At 65.7% G+C, this 18,424-nt stretch carries 17 protein-coding genes; 3 read left to right on the top strand and 14 right to left on the bottom strand.

Going from position 1 to position 18,424, the window contains the following annotated elements:
- Positions 1–20: 20 nt before the first annotated feature.
- The 3 genes from OIE68_RS11475 to OIE68_RS11465 all read left to right on the top strand — a co-directional run bounded on the left by OIE68_RS11475 (position 21) and on the right by OIE68_RS11465 (position 1,759).
- Positions 21–341 carry a cupin domain-containing protein gene (locus OIE68_RS11475; protein ID WP_327099361.1) on the top strand — a complete coding sequence of 107 codons (321 nt, stop codon included), beginning with the start codon at positions 21–23 and terminating at the stop codon, positions 339–341.
- Positions 342–441: 100 nt separating this feature from the next.
- Positions 442–1,179, top strand: coding sequence for an SDR family oxidoreductase (locus OIE68_RS11470; RefSeq protein WP_327099360.1), 738 nt, complete (start codon positions 442–444; stop codon positions 1,177–1,179).
- Positions 1,180–1,195: 16 nt separating this feature from the next.
- Positions 1,196–1,759, top strand: coding sequence for a GNAT family protein (locus tag OIE68_RS11465; RefSeq protein ID WP_327099359.1), 564 nt, complete (start codon positions 1,196–1,198; stop codon positions 1,757–1,759).
- Between the two features lie 49 nt (positions 1,760–1,808).
- On the opposite strand, the gene nuoN is transcribed toward OIE68_RS11465, so the two are convergent.
- The 14 genes from nuoN to OIE68_RS11390 form a co-directional block, all read right to left on the bottom strand.
- On the bottom strand, positions 1,809–3,419 hold the full coding sequence (gene nuoN, locus OIE68_RS11460; RefSeq protein ID WP_327099358.1) for an NADH-quinone oxidoreductase subunit NuoN: 1,611 nt from the start codon (positions 3,417–3,419) through the stop codon (positions 1,809–1,811).
- Positions 3,416–5,035, bottom strand: coding sequence for an NADH-quinone oxidoreductase subunit M (locus OIE68_RS11455; RefSeq protein ID WP_327099357.1), 1,620 nt, complete (start codon positions 5,033–5,035; stop codon positions 3,416–3,418). The genes nuoN and OIE68_RS11455 overlap by 4 nt, the downstream gene beginning before the upstream one ends.
- Positions 5,032–6,924, bottom strand: coding sequence for an NADH-quinone oxidoreductase subunit L (gene nuoL / locus OIE68_RS11450; RefSeq protein WP_327101638.1), 1,893 nt, complete (start codon positions 6,922–6,924; stop codon positions 5,032–5,034). Before nuoL ends, OIE68_RS11455 begins: the two co-directional genes overlap by 4 nt.
- Before the next feature lie 22 nt (positions 6,925–6,946).
- A complete protein-coding gene (gene nuoK, locus OIE68_RS11445; RefSeq protein WP_040690426.1) occupies positions 6,947–7,246 on the bottom strand; it encodes an NADH-quinone oxidoreductase subunit NuoK in 300 nt (99 codons plus the stop codon).
- On the bottom strand, positions 7,243–8,112 hold the full coding sequence (locus tag OIE68_RS11440) for an NADH-quinone oxidoreductase subunit J (protein ID WP_051182048.1): 870 nt from the start codon (positions 8,110–8,112) through the stop codon (positions 7,243–7,245). Before OIE68_RS11440 ends, nuoK begins: the two co-directional genes overlap by 4 nt.
- Positions 8,109–9,917 carry an NADH-quinone oxidoreductase subunit NuoH gene (gene nuoH, locus OIE68_RS11430; RefSeq protein ID WP_419150695.1) on the bottom strand — a complete coding sequence of 603 codons (1,809 nt, stop codon included), beginning with the start codon at positions 9,915–9,917 and terminating at the stop codon, positions 8,109–8,111. Before nuoH ends, OIE68_RS11440 begins: the two co-directional genes overlap by 4 nt.
- Complete coding sequence (locus tag OIE68_RS11425) at positions 9,910–12,378, bottom strand: NADH-quinone oxidoreductase subunit G (RefSeq protein WP_327099356.1); 2,469 nt, start codon at positions 12,376–12,378, stop codon at positions 9,910–9,912. The genes nuoH and OIE68_RS11425 overlap by 8 nt, the downstream gene beginning before the upstream one ends.
- A complete protein-coding gene (gene nuoF, locus OIE68_RS11420; protein ID WP_327099355.1) occupies positions 12,375–13,688 on the bottom strand; it encodes an NADH-quinone oxidoreductase subunit NuoF in 1,314 nt (437 codons plus the stop codon). Before nuoF ends, OIE68_RS11425 begins: the two co-directional genes overlap by 4 nt.
- 2 nt (positions 13,689–13,690) lie before the next feature.
- Complete coding sequence (gene nuoE, locus OIE68_RS11415; protein WP_327099354.1) at positions 13,691–14,398, bottom strand: NADH-quinone oxidoreductase subunit NuoE; 708 nt, start codon at positions 14,396–14,398, stop codon at positions 13,691–13,693.
- Positions 14,395–15,729: an NADH dehydrogenase (quinone) subunit D gene (gene nuoD, locus OIE68_RS11410; RefSeq protein ID WP_327099353.1), complete on the bottom strand. Its 1,335-nt coding sequence runs from the start codon at positions 15,727–15,729 to the stop codon at positions 14,395–14,397. The genes nuoE and nuoD overlap by 4 nt, the downstream gene beginning before the upstream one ends.
- Positions 15,729–16,499 carry an NADH-quinone oxidoreductase subunit C gene (locus OIE68_RS11405; protein ID WP_327099352.1) on the bottom strand — a complete coding sequence of 257 codons (771 nt, stop codon included), beginning with the start codon at positions 16,497–16,499 and terminating at the stop codon, positions 15,729–15,731. The genes nuoD and OIE68_RS11405 overlap by 1 nt, the downstream gene beginning before the upstream one ends.
- A complete protein-coding gene (locus OIE68_RS11400; protein WP_040690435.1) occupies positions 16,496–17,050 on the bottom strand; it encodes a NuoB/complex I 20 kDa subunit family protein in 555 nt (184 codons plus the stop codon). The genes OIE68_RS11405 and OIE68_RS11400 overlap by 4 nt, the downstream gene beginning before the upstream one ends.
- 77 nt (positions 17,051–17,127) lie before the next feature.
- Entirely contained in the window at positions 17,128–17,496 is a 369-nt protein-coding gene (locus tag OIE68_RS11395; RefSeq protein ID WP_396957051.1) for an NADH-quinone oxidoreductase subunit A, read from the bottom strand.
- Between the two features lie 405 nt (positions 17,497–17,901).
- The gene (locus tag OIE68_RS11390) at positions 17,902–18,237 is read right to left on the bottom strand and encodes a hypothetical protein (RefSeq protein ID WP_327101636.1); all 336 of its coding nucleotides are present in this window, start codon (positions 18,235–18,237) and stop codon (positions 17,902–17,904) included.
- Positions 18,238–18,424 lie beyond the last annotated feature (187 nt).

The following is an 18,424-nucleotide window of genomic DNA, read 5'->3' as shown; positions in this document are numbered from 1 at the left end:
GTCGTCGCGAGGATGAAGCCATGAGCAAGATCTCCATCACCGATGTCATCGACGACCTGACCGGACCATGGCAGCCGCGGGACCTGGCCATGGCCAACGACGCCGTGGTCCGCATCGCCCGCTTCCACGGGGCATTCCCCTGGCACCACCACGACGAGGACGAGCTGTTTCTGTGCTGGAACGGCACTTTCCGCATCGAATTGCAGGATCGCGAGCCGGTGACGCTCGGTGCCGGTGAGATTTTCGTCGTTCCGCGCGGAGTCGAGCATCGGCCGGTGGCCGAGGAACCGGCTCACGGGATCATGATCGAACGGCCCGAAACCGAACAGTACGGCAACTGAGCACGATCGGAGCCGGACGCAAGCTCATCCGGCTCCGAGCACGTTCCGATACCTCGCCCCAAACGTGAGAGCAGCCAAATGTTCGTGGCAGGGTGAAGGGATGAGTCGTGGTGTGTTGGTGACGGGTGCTTCGCGGGGGATCGGGCGGGCGGTTGCGGTGGCATTCGCCGAGAACGGCGACCGGGTGGCGGTGCATTACTCCTCCGGGCGAGCCGATGCCGAGGAGACGTTGCGGCGGTTACCGGGTGACGGGCATCTTCTCGTCGAAGGCGATATCGCTTCGCCGGAAACGGCCGAAGCGATCGTCACGGCTGCGGTCGAGGGACTCGGGACCGTGCACGTGCTGGTCAACAATGCGGCGGTGAACCTTCCGCATCCCCTCGCGAAATCCTCGTACGCGGAATGGCAGCAGGTGTGGCGCAAGACCATGGATGTCAACCTTTTCGGCACGGCCAATGTCTCCTACTGCGCCGCCCGTCACATGATCGATAACGAGATCCCCGGCCGCATCATCAATATCGGCTCCCGCGGCGCATTCCGCGGCGAACCCGACTATCCCGCCTACGGTGCCTCGAAGGCAGCCGTCCACGCGCTCGGCCAATCGCTCGCGGTGTATTTGGCTCCCTACGGAATCGCGGTTGCCTCGGTGGCACCGGGATTCGTAGCGACCGAACGCGTCGCGTCCCGCGTCACCGACGAGGTCCGCGCTCAGAGCCCCTTCGACCGCGTCGCCCAACCAGAGGAAATCGCCTCCGCCGTCCGCTATCTCGCCTCGCCGGAAGCAACATGGAGCTCCGGCGCAGTCCTGAACGTCAACGGAGCCTCATACCTGCACTGATCCGCCAGGGGGACACATGACACAGCAGCTACCACCTTGGCCCAACACGCCACCGACCAGCGGCCCGATCATCCTGCGGGAGTACACCGAAGCCGACACCCACCTCGCGATCGAGATGGGCGCGGACCCGTACATCCCGTTGATCGGGAGCTTGCCCGCTTTCCCGAACGCCACCGAGGCACTGAACTGGGTGCACCGTCAACGCGGCAGGCACGCCGAAGGAATCGGTTTCTCCTTCGCTATAGCTGACGCAGAAACCGGCAACGCTGTGGGCGGGATCGGCCTTTGGCTGCAAAACCTGGCGAAGGGTCGAGCGGCAGCGGGCTATTCGGTCTCTCCGGCACATCGCGGCCGCGGATTCGCTGGGGCCGCACTACAAGCCCTGACAACTTTTGCCTGGACCATCCCAACTCTGCACCGCGTCGAGCTCTATATCGAGCCATGGAATACCGGCTCGATCCGCGTCGCGGAATCCGGCGGCTACCTCCGCGAAGGCCTGCTGCACAGCTACCAGGAGATCGGCGGCACGCGACGTGACATGCTCCTCTACGCTGCCACGCGCGACACGGGCACATCCTGAAACGCGACACCGCCGCACCCGAATGGAGTGCGGCGGTGTCGTGAGGGACTCAGCGGACGAAAGTCGATGCGCGGTCGGACAAGTCGAGCAGCATTTGCGGGATGATGCCGAGCAGGACGGTGGCGCCCGCGGTGAATGCGACGACTGTGGTGGTGAGGAATGGTGCCGCGACGGTCGGGGCGGCGGTGGGTGGGTCGGTGAAGAACATCAGGACGATGACGCGGATGTAGAAGAAGGCGGCGATGGCGCTGGAGATGACACCGACGATCACCAGGTAGGTGGCGCCGCCGGAGGCCGCGGCCTGGAAGACCGCGAACTTGGCGACGAAGCCGCCGGTGAGGGGCAGGCCCGCGAACGAGAGCAGGAACAGGGCGAAAACCGTTGCCAGCCAGGGGGAGCGGCGGCCGAGGCCGGCCCACTGGGACATGGCGGTCGCCTCGTCACCGGCGGCGTCGCGGACCAGGCTGACGACCGCGAACGCACCGAGTGTGCCCAGCCCGTACGCCAGCAGATAGAACAGGATCGCCGAGGTACCAGCCTCATTCGCCGCAGCGAGACCGGTGAGGATGAATCCGGCATGCGCGACCGAAGAGTAGGCGAGCATGCGTTTGACGTCGGTCTGGGTGATCGCCATGACCGCGCCGATCACCATGGTCGCGATGGCAATGGCGGCGAGCACCGGACGCCAGTCGTCACGCAGACCGGGCACGGCGATCTGCAGCACCCGCAACAGCGCACCGACAGCGGCGATCTTCGTCGCCGCGGCCATGAACCCGGTAACCGAACTGGGCGCACCCTGATACACATCGGGCACCCACGACTGGAACGGCACCGCGCCGATCTTGAACAGCAGCCCCACCGCCAGCATCGCCACACCGAGCAACGCCAGGGTGGTGTTCTGCGGATGCTGGGTTATCGCATCGGCGATCCCACCGAGCTTGACCGTCCCTGCCTGCCCGTACAGCAGCGCAACGCCATAGAGGAAGAACGCGGACGAAAACGACCCGAGCAGAAAGTATTTCAGCGCCGCTTCCTGCGAGAGCAACCGATTGCGGCGCGCCAGCCCACACAGCAGATACAGCGGCAGCGACAACACCTCCAACGCCACGAACATGGTCAGCAGATCGTTCGAGGCCGGGAACAGCAGCAGGCCACCGATCGCGAGCATGGTCAGCGGGAACACCTCGGTGGTCGCGACACCCGCACGGACCGCGGCGATTTCACCCGCACTACCGGGCACCGCGGAGGCCTGCGGGGTGAACGCGTCCACGCCACGGCCGACAGCGGCCGCGGCAACACTCCATGTCCCGGGACCGGAACGCACCTGCGGCCGCGGCTCGGCACCGCGTTCGGCCATGAACAGCAGCGCCAGAATCGACACGACGAGGATCGTGCCCTGCAGGAACAGCGTCACACCGTCGATCGCCACCGCACCGACCATCACGGTCGCCTCGGTCCCGAACAACCGCAGCACCGCAACCAGCGCCGCCACCAACCCGGCCAGCCCGAGGGGCACCTGGATGGCGTACCGGTGGCGGCGCGGCGCGAACGCCTCGACGAGCACCCCGACCACCGCCACGCCGAACACGATCAGCATCGGTGACAACTTGGCGTATTCGATGCTCGGCGCGGGCATACTTGCCGCGAGCAGACTGCTCATTTGTGGGCACCTCCGTGATCGGCCCCCGCTGCGGGGATCGCGGGCGTCTTCGGCGCGGGATCATGGACGCCGATGGTGGTGAGCGTCTGACCCACCGCGGGATTGATGAAGTCCAGCACCGGTTTCGGATAGATGCCGAGGAACAGCAGCGCCGCGATCAACGGCACCACCACCGCCAACTCGCGCGGCACCAGATCATAGAGCCGCTCGTTGCCCTCCTTGACCGGCCCGGTCATCATCCGCTGGTACATCCACAGCACATACAGCGCGGCCAGCACCAGCGCACCGGTCGCGATCACCGCCGCGAATCCGTACCGGTTGAATGTGCCGAGCAGCACCAGGAATTCGCTGATGAACGGCGCCAGGCCCGGCAGCGACAGGGTGGCGAGACCGGCGATGAAGAAGGTGCCCGCCAGCACCGGCGCCACCTTCTGCACCCCGCCATAGGCGGCGATGGCCCGAGTGCCCCTGCGCGACACCAGGAATCCCGCGATCAGGAACAGTGCCGCGGTCGAGATGCCGTGATTGACCATGTAGAGCGTGGCCCCGGTCTGCCCCTGACTGGTCATCGCGAAGATGCCGAGAATGATGAATCCGAAGTGCGAAATCGAGGTGTAGGCGATCAGCCGCATCACATCGGTCTGTCCGATGGCCAGCAGCGCGCCGTAGATGATGCCGATCACCGCGAGCGTGATCACCAGGGGCGCATAGGTTCCCGAGGCATCCGGGAACAGCAGCAGGCAGTAGCGCAACATGCCGAAGGTGCCGACCTTGTCGACCACCGCCATCATCAACACCGCACTCGACGGCGTCGCCGCCACCGCCGCATCCGGCAGCCAGGTGTGCAACGGCCACAGCGGCGCCTTCACCGCGAAGGCGAACATGAACCCGAGGAACAGTGCATTCAGCACCGCCGGACCGGCGCCGAGCTGTCCGGCATTGGCTGCCGCCACCACGGTGCGGAAATCGAAGGTGCCCGACGTTCCGGATCCGAGGCCCTGCCGTGCGGTGAGCACATACAACCCGATCACCGCGGCCAACATGATCAGACCGCCGAACAGGTTGTACAGCAGGAATTTCACCGCCGCCCGCGAGCGCTGCTGACGATGCGCCAGATCGGCACTGCGCGGCCCGAATCCGCCGATGAGGAAGTACATCGGAACGAGCATCGCCTCGAAGAACACGTAGAACAGCAGAATGTCGAGTGAGACAAAGGAAATCAGCACCATCGCCTCGACGAGCAATGTCAACGCGACGTAGGTGTGCGACACCCGACGCCCGCTGCCGACCTCGCGCTCATCGTTCCACCCGGCCAGGATCAGCAGCGGTACCAGCGCCGCGGTGAGCAGCACCAGCACCAGCGCGATCCCGTCCAACCCGAGGGTGTAACCCGCGCCGAAGGCCGGAATCCACTCGTGCGATTCGACGAACTGATATTGCGCCCCACCGGGTTCGAACCGCACGGCCAATACGATGCCGAGCACCAGCACCGCCAATGCGACACCGAATGCCAGCACGCGCGCCAGGGTGCGCTGCGACGCGGGCAACAACAGCACCGCCACCGCGCCGACAACCGGCAATAACCACAGCGTGGTCAACCAGGGAAAGTCACTCACCAGAGCCTCACTGCCAGCAGGGCGGCGGCCACCAGTGCCGCGCCGGTGAACATGGACAGGGCATACGACCGGACGAAGCCGGACTGCACCTTCCGGATTCGCCCGGACAGTCCGCCGATCAGCGCGGCAGTCCCGTTGACGATGCCGTCGATGCCGCGATTGTCGAGGAAGACCAGCGACCGGGTCAGATACGCACCGGGACGCATGAATACGCCCTCGTTGACCGCGTCGCCGTAGAGATCCTTGCGAGCCGCGATCGTCAACGCCGACACCGCTTCCGGTGCGGTCTCGGGAATCTCACGCTGCGCGAACTGGTTGTAGGCGAAGCCGATTCCGACAGCGACCACGAGCAGCGCCAAGGCGGTCACCACGCCCGCGGGCACGACCTCCTCGCCGTGATGCGCCCCGACCACAGGTTCGAGCCAGTTCTGCAGCGACGACCCGAAGACGAACAGTCCACCCGCCGCCACCGAACCGATCGCGAGCAGAATCATCGGGCCGGTCATCACCGCGGGTGCCTCGTGCGGATGGGTATCGGCCCCCGCGGCGGAGCCGCGTAAGTGTTCGGGCCAGCGAGGCTCGCCGAAGAACGTCATCATCATCACGCGCGTCATGTAGAACGCGGTCAGCCCGGCACCGAACAGTGTCACCGCACCCAGTGCCAAACCGCTTGCGCCGCCTTGGTTGAACGCTGCCTCGATGATCCGATCTTTGGAGAAGAATCCGGCGAACGGCGGCACTCCGATGATCGCCAGATAGCCGAGCCCGAAGGTGACGTAGGTGACCGGCAGCAGTTTGCGCAGTCCGCCGTAGCGGCGCATGTCGGTCTCGTCATCCATCGCGTGCATGACCGATCCGGCCCCGAGGAACAGCCCGGCCTTGAAGAAGCCATGGGTGAGCAGATGCATGATGGCGACCGCGTATCCGGCCGGGCCGAGGCCTGCGGCCAGCACCATATAACCGATCTGGCTCATGGTGGACGCCGCAAGCGCCTTCTTGATGTCGTCCTTCGCGCAACCGACGATCGCACCGAACAGCAGCGTCACCGCACCCACCAGCACCACACCGAGCCGTGCATTGGGCGCGAGATCGAAGATCGGCCCGGAGCGCGCGATCAGATACACACCCGCCGTCACCATGGTGGCCGCGTGGATGAGCGCGGAGACCGGTGTCGGACCCTCCATCGCGTCACCGAGCCAGGACTGCAGCGGTACCTGCGCGGACTTACCGCACGCGGCCAGCAGCAGCAGTAACCCGATCGCTGTCAGCGTGCCCTCGCCCGCCTGCGGCGCGGTCGCGAACACCGAGCCGAAGTCGATCGAGCCGAAGGTCGCGAACATGGTGAACATGGCGATGGCCAGCCCCATATCGCCGACCCGGTTGACCACGAACGCCTTCTTGGCCGCGGTTGCCGCGGTCGGCTTGTGGTACCAGAAACCGATCAGCAGATAGGAGGCCAGACCGACGCCCTCCCAGCCGAGATACAGCACCAGGTAGTTGTCCGCCAGCACCAGCAGCAGCATCGCCGCCAGGAACAGATTCAGGTAGGCGAAGAACCGCCGCCGTCCCGGATCGTGGTTCATATAGCCGACGGAATAGATGTGGATCAGCGATCCGACGCCGGTGATCAGCAGCGCGAAACACACCGACAGCTGGTCCAATTGGAGGCTGAAGTCCACCTGTAACCCGTCGACCGGCACCCAGCTGAAAAAATCCTTGTGGATTGCGCGGGCAGCATCATCACGGTCGAGCATGTGGAAGAACGCGACGACGGCGAAGCCGAACGAGGCCAGCGCGGTGGCACAGCCGAGCAGATGCCCCCACTTATCGCTGTAGCGCCCGATCAGCAGCAGCACGACGGCGCCGGCCAGCGGCAGCGCGGGCAGCATCCAGAGCGTTGCGGTATCCACGTCAGAACTTCAGCAGGTTGGCGTCGTCGACCGAGGTCGAACGGCGGACGCGGAAGATGGTCATGATGATGGCGAGTCCGACGACGACTTCGGCGGCGGCCACCACCATGGTGAAGAACGCGAACACCTGACCGTCCAGATTCGAATGCAGCCTGGCGAAGGTGACGAAGGCGAGATTCACCGCATTGAGCATCAGCTCGATGCACATGAACACCACAATGGCGTTGCGCCGCAGCAGCACACCGGCCGCGCCGATGGTGAACAGCAGGGCGGACAGGAACAGGTAGTTCTCAGGATTCACCGCTTGCCTTCCTCGTCTGCCTCGCGGGCGGGGGTTTCGGGCTCCTCGACCTCCGAGGCGAAGGTCGGGGTCGTGCCGACCGAGATGACCGCCGCCTCGGTGAGCGCCCTGGTGCGGCGATGCCGCAGGATGGTGCTGACCGACAGCTCCTCGAAGGATCCGTCCGGCAGCCGCGCCGGAATATCGACCGCGTTGTGCCTGGCGTACACACCCGGCGTCGGCAGCGGGGTGGCGCGGTCGGAGGGCCGGGCCGGGTCGTAGGCGCCGCGGAAGCGGCGGCGTGAGAGCTCCCGCTGATCCAGGCGCGGCCCGAAATTCTCCCGGTGCGCCAGGATCATCGCGCCGATGGTGGCTGTGATGAGCAGTGCGCCGGTGAGTTCGAAGGCCCACACATACCGGACGAAGATCAGTTCGGCGAGTTGGCCGATCACGTCTTGATATGCGAATCCCTTTGCCGGATAGGTGGTTCCGGAGTTGCGGATGCCGTTGGCGATGCCGCTGATCAGCAGCAGCCCGAAGCCGAGTCCGACGGCGGCGGCCGAGAGCCGCTGCCCGCGCAGTGTTTCCCCGAGCGATTCGGGGGAGTCGACGCCGACCAGCATGAGCACGAACAGGAACAGCATCATGACCGCGCCGGTGTAGACGACGATCTGCACGACGCCGAGGAACAGCGCGTCCTGTGCCATATAGAAGGTCGCGAGCACGATCATGGTGGCGGCCAGGCAGATCGCCGAATGCACGGCCTTGCCCGCGAAAACCATGCCGAGTGCGCCGATCACCGCGAGCGGGCCGAGGATCCAGAATTGGACGGTCTCGCCGGTGGAGGTGTGGGTCAGTGGCTCGGCGGCCAGGATGAATTCGGTCACCGCACGCCTCCTTCCACGCCCGCGGCGGCGGGCTCCCTGGTATCCGAACCGCCTTCACCGCCGGGGACGTTGCCGCGGTAGTAATCGCCTTCCGTCGCACCGGGATACATCGCGTGCGGCGGTGCGGTCATACCGGGCTGCAGCGGAGCGAGCAGCCGGTCCTTCTCGTAGATCAGATCGGCGCGATTGTCATCGGCCATCTCGTACTCGTTGGTCATGGTCAGCGCCCTGGTCGGGCATGCCTCGATGCACAATCCGCAGCCGATGCAGCGCAGGTAGTTGATCTGGTAGACCTGTCCGTAGCGTTCGCCGGGCGAAAAGCGTTCGGTCTCGGTGTTATCCGCGCCCTCGACGTAGATCGCATCCGCGGGGCAGGCCCATGCGCACAACTCGCAGCCGATGCACTTCTCCAGACCATCCGAATGCCGATTGAGCTGGTGGCGGCCGTGATAGCGGGGCGCGGTCGGAACTTTCTGTTCCGGGTAGGACTCGGTATTGGGCTTCTTGAACATGGTCAGGAAGGTCACCGCGAAGCCCATCAATGGTTCCAGCAGTCCCGCCTTGGGTTCCGGACGCCGCGTCGATGGATCCGGCATCGGTGGCGTCGGGAAGCCGAGGAAGACCGCAGTGCCCGATTCCGTCGAGGCAGGTTCCTCGACCGTCGGCGGCGCACCCTGTTTGCGTCCGGCCCGCAGGAACATCAGCACGATCAGTCCGGAGATGATGATTCCGCTGATCACCAGCAGTGGCGTCTGGATCTCGTAGCCCTCGTTCTGCAGCGCCCGGGCGGTGGCGACCAGCATCACCCACAGCAGTGAGGTCGGGATCAGCAGCTTCCAGCCGAGATTCATGAACTGGTCATAGCGCAGGCGGGGCAGCGTGCCGCGCAACCAGATGAACACGAACAGGAAAGTCCACATCTTGGCGATGAACCACAGCGCGGGCCACCAGCCGGAATTCGCGCCGTCCCACAGGTTGATCGGGAACGGTGCGTGCCAGCCGCCGAGGAACAGCGTGGTGGCGAGCGCGGAAACTGTTGCCATATTGATGTATTCGGCCATCATGAACATGGCGAATTTGAGCGAGGAGTATTCGGTGTGGAAGCCGCCGACCAACTCGCCTTCGGCCTCGGGCAGGTCGAACGGCGCACGGTTGGTCTCACCGACCATCGACACGCAGTAGATCAGGAACGACGGCAGCAGCAGGAAGACGTACCAGGTGCCCTCCTGCGCCTTCACGATCCCGGAGGTGGCCATGGTGCCGCCGAGCAGGAACACCGTCGCGAAGCACAGCGCCATCGCGATCTCGTAGGAGATCACCTGCGCGGTCGAGCGCAATCCGCCCAGCAGCGGATATGTCGAACCCGACGACCAACCCGCCAGCACAATGCCGTACACGCCGATCGAGGTGATGGCGAGGATGTAGAGCACCGCAACCGGCAGATCGGTGAGCTGCAGTGCGGTCCGGTGGCCGAGGATCGAAACTTCCGGCCCGATCGGAATGACCGCGAATGCCATGAACGCGGGCACCACTGAAATGACCGGCGCCAGAATGAAAATCGGCTTGTCGACGATGGCCGGTACGATATCTTCCTTCAGCGCCATCTTCACGCCGTCGGCGACGGCCTGCAGCGTGCCCTTGGGGCCGACCCGGTTCGGGCCGACGCGCATCTGCATCCAGGCCACGATCTTGCGCTCCAGATACACCGCCATCATCGGCGTGAGCAGCAGGAAGGCGAAGATCGCCAGGGATTTCCCGATGACGAGCCACAGCGGGTCATGGCCGAAAAGAGAGAGATCACTCATGGCGGTGTTCCTTCATCCTCTCGTCGGCGCGGTGCAGCTGCACCACACCGCCCGGCTGGGTGGCGAGCTGTTCGTTGACCGAGCAGCCCGGCGAGTTCAGCGGCAGCCAGACCACCCGATCGGGGAGATCGGTGATCAGCAGTGGCAGCGTGATGGTGCCGTGATCGGTGGCGACGACGATCGGATCGTCATCGGCGGCACCGATTTCGGCAGCGGTGGTTGGGGACAGCCGCACCACCGGCGGCCGCGCGACACCCGCCAGATTCGGCTCGCCGTCCTGCATGCGCCCCTGATCCAGCAGCATCCGCCAGCCCGACAGGATGGCCGTGCCGGGATTGGGTCGGGTCACCGGATGCGGCCGATGCGCGGGCGCGGGCACCGGCGGACCGTCCCAGGCGCCGAGTTCGGCGAGTTCGGCGCGCGCGGCTTCGGTATCGGGGAGTCCGAGCGCCACCGTCATCTCGGTCGCGATGGCCTGCAGCACCCGCTGATCCGACAGTGGTGCGGGTTCTCGGAGCACCATCGAATCGCCGAGTGCCGCATCGAATTGCCGCGGCCTGCCCTCCCAGGTGCGGAAGGTGCCCGATTTCTGCATTGCCGAGGCTACCGGGAAGACGACATCGGCGCGTTCGGTGACCGCGCTGTGCCGCAACTCCAGGCTGACCACGAAGCGAGCGGCGTCGATGGCCTCGAGCGCCGCCTTGGGGTCCGGGAAGTCGGCGATATCGACGCCGCCGATGACCAGTGCGCCCAAGGTCGGCGCGGCCTCCAGAATGGCGGCGGTATCGCGACCGGCGGTGACCGGCAATTCCGCGACATTCCAGATCGTGCGAACCTCTTGGCGCGCACGGGGATCCACGACCGGTCGACCACCGGGCAGCAGGCCGGGCAGCGCACCCGCCTCGACCGCACCGCGTTCACCGGCGCGCCGCGGCACCCAGGCCAAGGCGGCACCGGTTTCTTCGGCAAGCCGGACGGCGGCGGACATTGCGCCGGGGATTCCGGCCATCCGCTCACCGATCAGCACCACTGCACCGGGCTGACGCAACAGCTGTGCGGCGGTCGCCAAAGCGGCAGCGTCCGTTTCGCCGGTGCGCATGGCATCGAGCAGATGCGGCTCTGCCCCGGGCACGGCTTGCAACAGCGTGCCCGACATCCGATCCAGCCCGCGCGAGGAGTAAGCGGCGAGCGAGAATATCGGCAGACCGCGCTTGCGTGCCGCCTTGCGCAGCCGCAGGTAGATGATCGGCGACTCCTCTTCCGGCTCGAGTCCGGCCAGCAGTACGACCGGTGCGTTCTCCAGGGCGTCGTAGTCGACGGTGACACCCTGTCCGGCGATACGGGCGGCGAGGAAATCCGCCTCTTCGGCCGAATGCGCTCGGGCGCGGAAGTCGATGTCATTGGTGCCCAGGGCAACTCGGGCGAATTTGGCGTAGGCGTAGGCGTCTTCCTCGGTGACGCGACCACCGACCAGCACGCCCGCGCTCCCGAAGGCCGACGCCAAACCCTCCGCCGCGGCGGCCAAGGCCTCGGACCAGGATGCGGGTGCGAGGTTGCCATCCCAGCCGCGCACCAGCGGTGTCGTGAGCCGATCGCGTTCGGTGGCATAGGTGAACGCCCACCGGCCCTTATCGCAGTTCCACTCCTCATTGACCTGCGGATCGTCACCCGCCAAGCGGCGCAACACTTTTCCGCGCCGATGGTCGGTGCGCTGTGCACAGCCCGATGCACAGTGCTCGCAGACGCTCGGGCTGGAGACCAGATCGAACGGACGGGCCCGGAACCGATAGCTGGTGCCGGTGAGCGCACCCACCGGGCAGATCTGCACGGTATTGCCGGAGAAGTAGGAGTCGAACGGTTCGGCCTGTGCGGTGCCGACCTGTTCGAGCGCACCGCGATCCATGAGTTCGATGAACGGATCCCCAGCGACCTGCTGCGAGAAACGAGTGCAACGGGCACACAGCACGCAGCGTTCCCGGTCCAGCAGCACGGCAGTGGACAGCGGAATCGGCTTGGGGTAGGTGCGTTTCACGCCGTCGAAGCGGGTTTCGGACCGACCACTCGACATCGCCTGGTTCTGCAGCGGGCATTCACCGCCCTTATCGCAGACCGGACAGTCGAGGGGGTGGTTGATGAGCAGCAGCTCCATCACTCCCTCCTGTGCCTTTGCGGTGGGAGGTGAGGTCAGCTGGGTGCGCACGATCATGCCGTCGGCGACGGCCATGGTGCAGGACGCGACCGGCTTGCGCTGCCCCTCCACCTCGACCAGACACTGACGGCACGCGCCGACCGGGTCCAGCAGCGGATGATCGCAGAAGCGCGGGATCTGGATGCCGATGAGTTCGGCGGCCCGGATCAGCAGGGTGCCCGCGGGAACGCTCACCTGGGTGTCATCGATGGTGACGGTGACCAGGTCAGCGGGTACGAGTCCGCTGGTATTGGTGTTCACAGTGGCAGTCATCGGACTCCTTCGGCCCAGGCGGTGGATCGCGCGGGATCGAACGGGCAGCCGTCGAGCCGCAGATGGTCGACGTATTCCTCGCGGAAGTACTTCAGCGAGGAGATGATCGGGCTGGCCGCGCCGTCGCCGAGTGCGCAGAACGATTTGCCGTTGATGGTGTCGCTGATATCGAGAAGCTTCTCCAGATCCGATTCGGTGCCCCGTCCGGCCTCGATCCGCTTCAGCAGCTGGACGAGCCAGTAGGTGCCCTCGCGGCAGGGCGTGCATTTACCGCAGGATTCGTGGGCGTAGAACTCGGTCCAGCGCAGCACCGCGCGTACCACACACGTCGTGTCGTCGAAGATCTGTAATGCCTTCGTGCCCAACATGGATCCCGCACCGGCGACACCCTCGTAGTCCAGTGGCACGTCGAGGTGTTGGTCGGTGAACAGCGGCGTCGACGAACCGCCCGGCGTCCAGAACTTCACCTGATGTCCGGCGCGCACACCGCCGGCATAGCCGAGCAGTTCGCGCAGCGTAATGCCCAGCGGCGCTTCGTATTGCCCCGGCCGGGCGACGTGCCCCGACAGCGAGTACAGCGTGAAGCCCGGGGACTTCTCACTGCCCATGGACCGGAACCAGGCTGTGCCGTTCAGGATGATGGGCGGCACGCTCGCGATGGATTCCACATTGTTGACCACCGTCGGGCAGGCATACAGACCCGCGACGGCCGGGAACGGTGGCCGCAGTCGCGGCTGGCCGCGCCGCCCCTCCAGCGAATCCAGCAGCGCGGTTTCCTCACCGCAGATGTACGCACCGGCGCCGGCGTGCACGATGAGTTCCAGGTCGTAGCCGGAGCCGAGAATGTTCTTCCCGAGGAATCCGGCCGCGTACGCCTGCGCGACCGCGGCCTGCAGCCGCCGCAGCACCGGTACGACCTCACCGCGCACATAGATGAACGCGTGTGCCGCCCGAATCGCATACGCCGCGATGATGACGCCCTCGATGAGGGTGTGCGGGGTGGCCAGCATGAGCGGAATGTCCTTGCAGGTACCGGGTTCCGACTCGTCGGCATTGACCACGAGATAGTGCGGTTTGGTGACGCCGTCCGGGCCCGTGCCCTGCGGGATGAAGCTCCATTTCATCCCGGTCGGGAAGCCCGCGCCGCCGCGACCGCGCAAACCGGCGTCCTTGATGGTCTGGATGACCTGATCGGGTTCCATCCGCAAGGCCTTGCGGATGGCCTGATAGCCATCGTGGCCACGGTAGTGCTCGATGGTCCACGACTGCGGGTCGTCCCAATACCGGGTGAGTACGGGAGTCAGTGTCATCTTCATTCCTCGCCCGGCTTCGGTTCCGGCGCTTGCATATTCTGTTCCTGCGCAACCCGCAGACCGGCCAGCGTCGCCTCGCCCGCCGCACCGTCGAGCACCCCGGGGCGCTCGTCCGGGAAGCCCGCGAGGATGCGCGCGGTCTGCTTGAACGTGCACAGCGGCGCACCGCGCGTGGGTGTCACCTGCTCGCCTCGGCGTAGCGAATCCACCAGTGCGGCAGCCGATTCCGGGGTCTGGTTATCGAAGAACTCCCAATTGACCATCACCACCGGCGCGAAATCGCAGGCCGCGTTGCATTCGATGTGCTCGAGGGTGATCGAACCGTCCGCCGTGGTCTCGCCGTGCCCGATGCCGAGTCGGCGCTGCAGGGTCTCGAGAATGGCATCGCCACCCATCACCGCGCAGAGCGTGTTGGTGCAGACACCGACGTGATAGTCGCCGGTGGGGGTGCGCCGGTACATCGAATAGAAGGTCGCCACCGCGGTGACCTCGGCGCCGGTCAAGCCCAGCTGTTCGGCACAGAATTCGATGCCGGTGCCGGTGACGCAGCCCTCCTCGGCCTGCACCAGATGCAGCAGCGGCAGCAGCGCCGAGCGCGGCTCCGGATAGCGGGCGATGATCTCCTTGGCATCGACCTCCAATCGCTCGCGCACGAACGGCAAGAAAGGCTGCGGTCGGGTGGACAGCTTCAACAGGATCTCGGTCATCGGTCAACTCCGCCCATCACCGGGTCGATGCTGGCGACGGAGGCGATGACATCGGCGACCATCCCGCCCTCGCACATCGCCGCCACCGCTTGCAGATTCGTGAACGAGGGGTCGCGATAGTGCACCCGATACGGGCGGGTGCCGCCGTCGCTGACCATATGCACACCGAGTTCGCCACGTGGCGACTCCACTGCCACATACACCTGCCCCGCCGGGACCCGAATGCCCTCGGTGACGAGTTTGAAGTGGTGGATGAGCCCCTCCATGGATGTGCCCATGATGCGGTTGATGTGCTTGGGGGAGTTGCCGAGTCCGTCCGGCCCCAGCTGCAGATCCGCGGGCCAGGCGAGCTTCTTGTCGTCCACCATCACCGGCCCCGGCCGCAGTTTGTCCAGGCACTGCTCGACGATCTTGAGCGACTCCTTCATCTCCGCGACCCGAATCCAGTAGCGGCCGTAGCAGTCGCAGCCGGTGGTGGTGGGCACATCGAATTCGTAGTTCTCGTAACCGCAATACGGCGCTGCCTTGCGCAGATCGTGCGGCAGACCGGTCGAACGCAGCACCGGACCGGTGATGCCCAGTGCCATGCAGCCGGCGAGATCCAGGTAGCCGACGTTCTGGGTGCGTGCCTTCCAGATCGGATTCTGGGTGAGCAGATGATCCATATCGCGCAGCCGCTTGGGCAAAAGTTTCAGCAGCTCACGGACCTTGGTGACGCCGTCGTCGGGCAGGTCCTGGGCGAGACCGCCGGGCCGGATGTACGCGTGATTCATGCGCAGGCCGGTGATGGTCTCGAAGACATCCAGAATCAGCTCGCGTTCCCGGAAACCGAACAGCATCGGGGTGAGAGCACCCAACTCCATACCACCGGTCGCCAGCGCGACCAGATGGGAGGAGATCCGATTGAGCTCCATGAGCATGACGCGAACGATGGTGGCGCGTTCAGGAATCTGGTCCTCGACATCGAGCAGCCGCTCGACGCCGAGGCAGTACGCCGTCTCGTTGAAGAACGGGGACAGATAGTCCATCCGGGTGACGAAGGTGGTGCCCTGCGCCCAGTTCCGGAATTCGAGATTCTTCTCGATGCCGGTGTGCAGGTAGCCGATGCCGCAGCGGGCCTCGGTGACCGTCTCGCCCTCGATTTCGAGGATCAGCCGCAGTACGCCGTGCGTGGACGGATGCTGCGGACCCATATTGACGACGATGCGTTCTTCACCCGCGCTGTCGAGGGTTTCGGTGACCGCGTCCCAGTCCTGGCCCGCCACCGTGACCACAGCGGGTTCGGGCCCGGTGTCGTTGTGGACGCCGGGCCGGGTGTCGATGTCGTTCATTACTTGTACGCCCTCCGCTCGTCGGGCGGCGGAATGCGCGCGCCCTTGTACTCGACCGGGATCCCGCCGAGCGGGTAGTCCTTGCGCTGGGGGTGGCCACGCCAGTCATCGGGCATGGTGATGCGCGTCAGCGAAGGGTGGCCGTCGAAGAGGATGCCGAAGAAGTCGTAGGTCTCCCGCTCATGCCAGTCGGTGGTCGGATACACGCTGAACAGCGACGGGATATGCGGGTCGGCGTCCGGTGCGGAGACCTCGACGCGCAGGCGCCGGTTATGGGTGATGGACATGAGGTGATAGACCGCGTGCAATTCGCGGCCGGTGTCTTCCGGGTAGTGCACGCCGTTCACGCCGAGGCAGAGCTCGAAACGCAGTGCGGCGTAGTCGCGTAACACCTTGGCGACCGTCACCAGATGTTCGCGCCGCACGTGCAGGGTCAGTTCGCCGCGGAAGACGATCACCTTCTCGATGACGGTCTCCCAGCCGGCGCCGACCGCGCCGAGTGCGGCATGCAATTCGGTGACGACCTCGTCGAAGTAGCCGCCGAAGGGCGCCGGGGTGCTGCCGGGCAGTGTCACCGGACGGACCAGGCGGCCGTAGCCGGAGGTGTCGCCGGAGCCGGTGACACCGAACATGCCGTGGCGCACGCCGATCACCTCGGCCGACGGTGAATCCGCTTCCGGCGGTGTGCCTTCCGGGCCCGCGGTGGCCGCGGCGTCGACGAACTCCTGCGGCGTCCTGGTTTCGGTATTTTCGGGGGAGTCGAAGGTCATCGCAGCAGACCCTCCATCCGGATGGTCGGTGTGGACGCCAGCGCCGCCGCTTCGGCGGCACGGATGGCCTCCTCGCGGTTGACGCCCAGTGGCATCTGCTGGATCTTCGCGTGCAGTGTCAGGATCGCGTTCAACAGCATCTCCGGCCGCGGCGGGCAGCCGGGCAGGTAGATATCGACCGGCACCACATGGTCCACGCCCTGCACGATGGCGTAGTTGTTGAACATGCCACCCGAGGACGCGCAAACGCCCATGGCCAGTACCCATTTCGGTTCGGTCATCTGGTCGTATACCTGACGCAGCACCGGTGCCATCTTCTGGCTGACCCGGCCCGCGACGATCATCAGATCGGCCTGCCGCGGCGAGGCGCGGAACGCCTCCATACCGAAGCGGGCGATATCGAAACGTCCTGCGCCGGTGGCCATCATCTCGATGGCGCAGCAGGCCAGCCCGAAGGTGGCAGGCCACAGCGAGCCTTTGCGCAGGTATCCGGCGAAATCTTCGACCGTGCTCAGCAGAAAGCCGCTGGGCAGTTTTTCCTCGAGACCCATGTTCGACTAACTCTCACTTCCACTGTGCGTACGGCCCGACATGGCGTAATGCCTTGCGGGCCAGTGCGTATGGGCGATCAGTCCCAGCTGAGACCGCCGCGGCGCCATTCGTAGGCGTAGGCCACCGAGACGTTGAAGATGAACAGCGCCATCGCCGCGAGACCGAAGAGACCGAGCGCATCGAAGTGGACAGCCCACGGGTAGAGGAACACGATCTCGATATCGAAGATGATGAACAACATGGCGGTGAGGTAGTACTTCACCGGAAAGCGTTGTCCGGTAACGCTTCCCGGCCCACCCGCGACGGCGTGCGGTGTCGGTTCGATGCCGCACTCGTAGGCCTCCTGTTTGGCCCGGTTGTAGCGCTTGGGACCGATGAGGGCCGAGAGGATGACGGAAAACACCGCGAACGCGGCGGCGACCGCGCCGAGGACCAGAGTGGGCATCTCGATATTCACGACTGCACTTCCCCTCCTTGCGAGCTGTAGCTGGCGGTTGGGCGTCATGTCCGACGGCGCCGGGGATGTGATCGTCGGCGTCGGAATCACGACGGCAGCTTCCGAGGCGGGCTGACGTCGTTGTCCGCCTCGGTCAGACTCGCCTCATGGCCTGCTCGCACGGCGCGGGTCTGTCATATCGAGGCCCGCGCTCATGTGAGCTACGGCACAGCCTACAACCGTCGCGACGGGTCGACCATTTATTCGATTGGGGTCTTTGATCGAAAACGGGACTGCTATTTATGACTGAATCGGGGGTAATCCGACCCGTCGGATCGCTAAGCGATAGCGCCGTCACGGGACATCAGAGTGCCCGCGTCCTCGGGGACGCGGGCGCGATGAGGGAGATCGAGGTCAGGCAGCGGTGCGGTTTCGCAGCACCGTGACAACGGCCTCGGTGAGCCGGATCGGATCGATCGGATGGGCCACGGCGGCCTCGGCGCGCGACCAGGTCGCGAGCCAGGCATCGTCGGGGCGACCGGTGAGCACCAGAATCGGTGGGCACTGGGCGATCTCGTCCTTGAGCTGTTTGGCAATACCGAGCCCGCCCGCCGGGGCGGACTCGCCGTCCAGGATGGCCAGATCGATACCGCCCGCATCCATCTGCTCGATGACCACGGGCGCGGTCGCCACCTCGAGGTATTCGAAGGCGGGCAGCTCAGGGTGCGGGTGTCTGCCCAGTGCCAGCATTACTTGGCGCCGGGTATCGGCGTCGTTGCTGTAGACCAGGACCCGCAGTGGGGTGGAACGAATCGCGTCGGCCACGCAGGGATGGTACGTCGGGGCGGGGGTGCGGCGTGGCAGGTTGGCGCAGATTGCTCCGCGCGCGTCGCGCTGTCGTCGGTCGGCGGTGTGGAATGCGTGCGCGGGCAAGGTA

It is taken from the genome of Nocardia vinacea (genome assembly GCF_035920345.1).
GTDB lineage: Bacteria > Actinomycetota > Actinomycetes > Mycobacteriales > Mycobacteriaceae > Nocardia > Nocardia vinacea_A.
The sequence above is the reverse complement of the archived record's forward strand: the minus strand, read 5'-3'. Positions and strand labels throughout refer to the sequence as shown.

Coding starts and splice junctions, on each gene's coding strand:
- OIE68_RS11475 (WP_327099361.1), top strand. CDS start 21: ATGAGCAAGATCTCCATCACCGATGTCATCGACGACCTGACCGGACCA.
- OIE68_RS11470 (WP_327099360.1), top strand. CDS start 442: ATGAGTCGTGGTGTGTTGGTGACGGGTGCTTCGCGGGGGATCGGGCGG.
- OIE68_RS11465 (WP_327099359.1), top strand. CDS start 1,196: ATGACACAGCAGCTACCACCTTGGCCCAACACGCCACCGACCAGCGGC.
- nuoN (WP_327099358.1), bottom strand. CDS start 3,419: ATGAGCAGTCTGCTCGCGGCAAGTATGCCCGCGCCGAGCATCGAATAC.
- nuoL (WP_327101638.1), bottom strand. CDS start 6,924: ATGCTGCCCGCGCTGCCGCTGGCCGGCGCCGTCGTGCTGCTGCTGATC.
- nuoH (WP_419150695.1), bottom strand. CDS start 9,917: ATGAGTGATCTCTCTCTTTTCGGCCATGACCCGCTGTGGCTCGTCATC.
- OIE68_RS11425 (WP_327099356.1), bottom strand. CDS start 12,378: ATGACTGCCACTGTGAACACCAATACCAGCGGACTCGTACCCGCTGAC.
- nuoF (WP_327099355.1), bottom strand. CDS start 13,688: ATGACACTGACTCCCGTACTCACCCGGTATTGGGACGACCCGCAGTCG.
- nuoE (WP_327099354.1), bottom strand. CDS start 14,398: ATGACCGAGATCCTGTTGAAGCTGTCCACCCGACCGCAGCCTTTCTTG.
- nuoD (WP_327099353.1), bottom strand. CDS start 15,729: ATGAACGACATCGACACCCGGCCCGGCGTCCACAACGACACCGGGCCC.
- OIE68_RS11405 (WP_327099352.1), bottom strand. CDS start 16,499: ATGACCTTCGACTCCCCCGAAAATACCGAAACCAGGACGCCGCAGGAG.
- OIE68_RS11400 (WP_040690435.1), bottom strand. CDS start 17,050: ATGGGTCTCGAGGAAAAACTGCCCAGCGGCTTTCTGCTGAGCACGGTC.
- OIE68_RS11395 (WP_396957051.1), bottom strand. CDS start 17,496: ATGCCCACTCTGGTCCTCGGCGCGGTCGCCGCCGCGTTCGCGGTGTTT.
- OIE68_RS11390 (WP_327101636.1), bottom strand. CDS start 18,237: ATGCTGGCACTGGGCAGACACCCGCACCCTGAGCTGCCCGCCTTCGAA.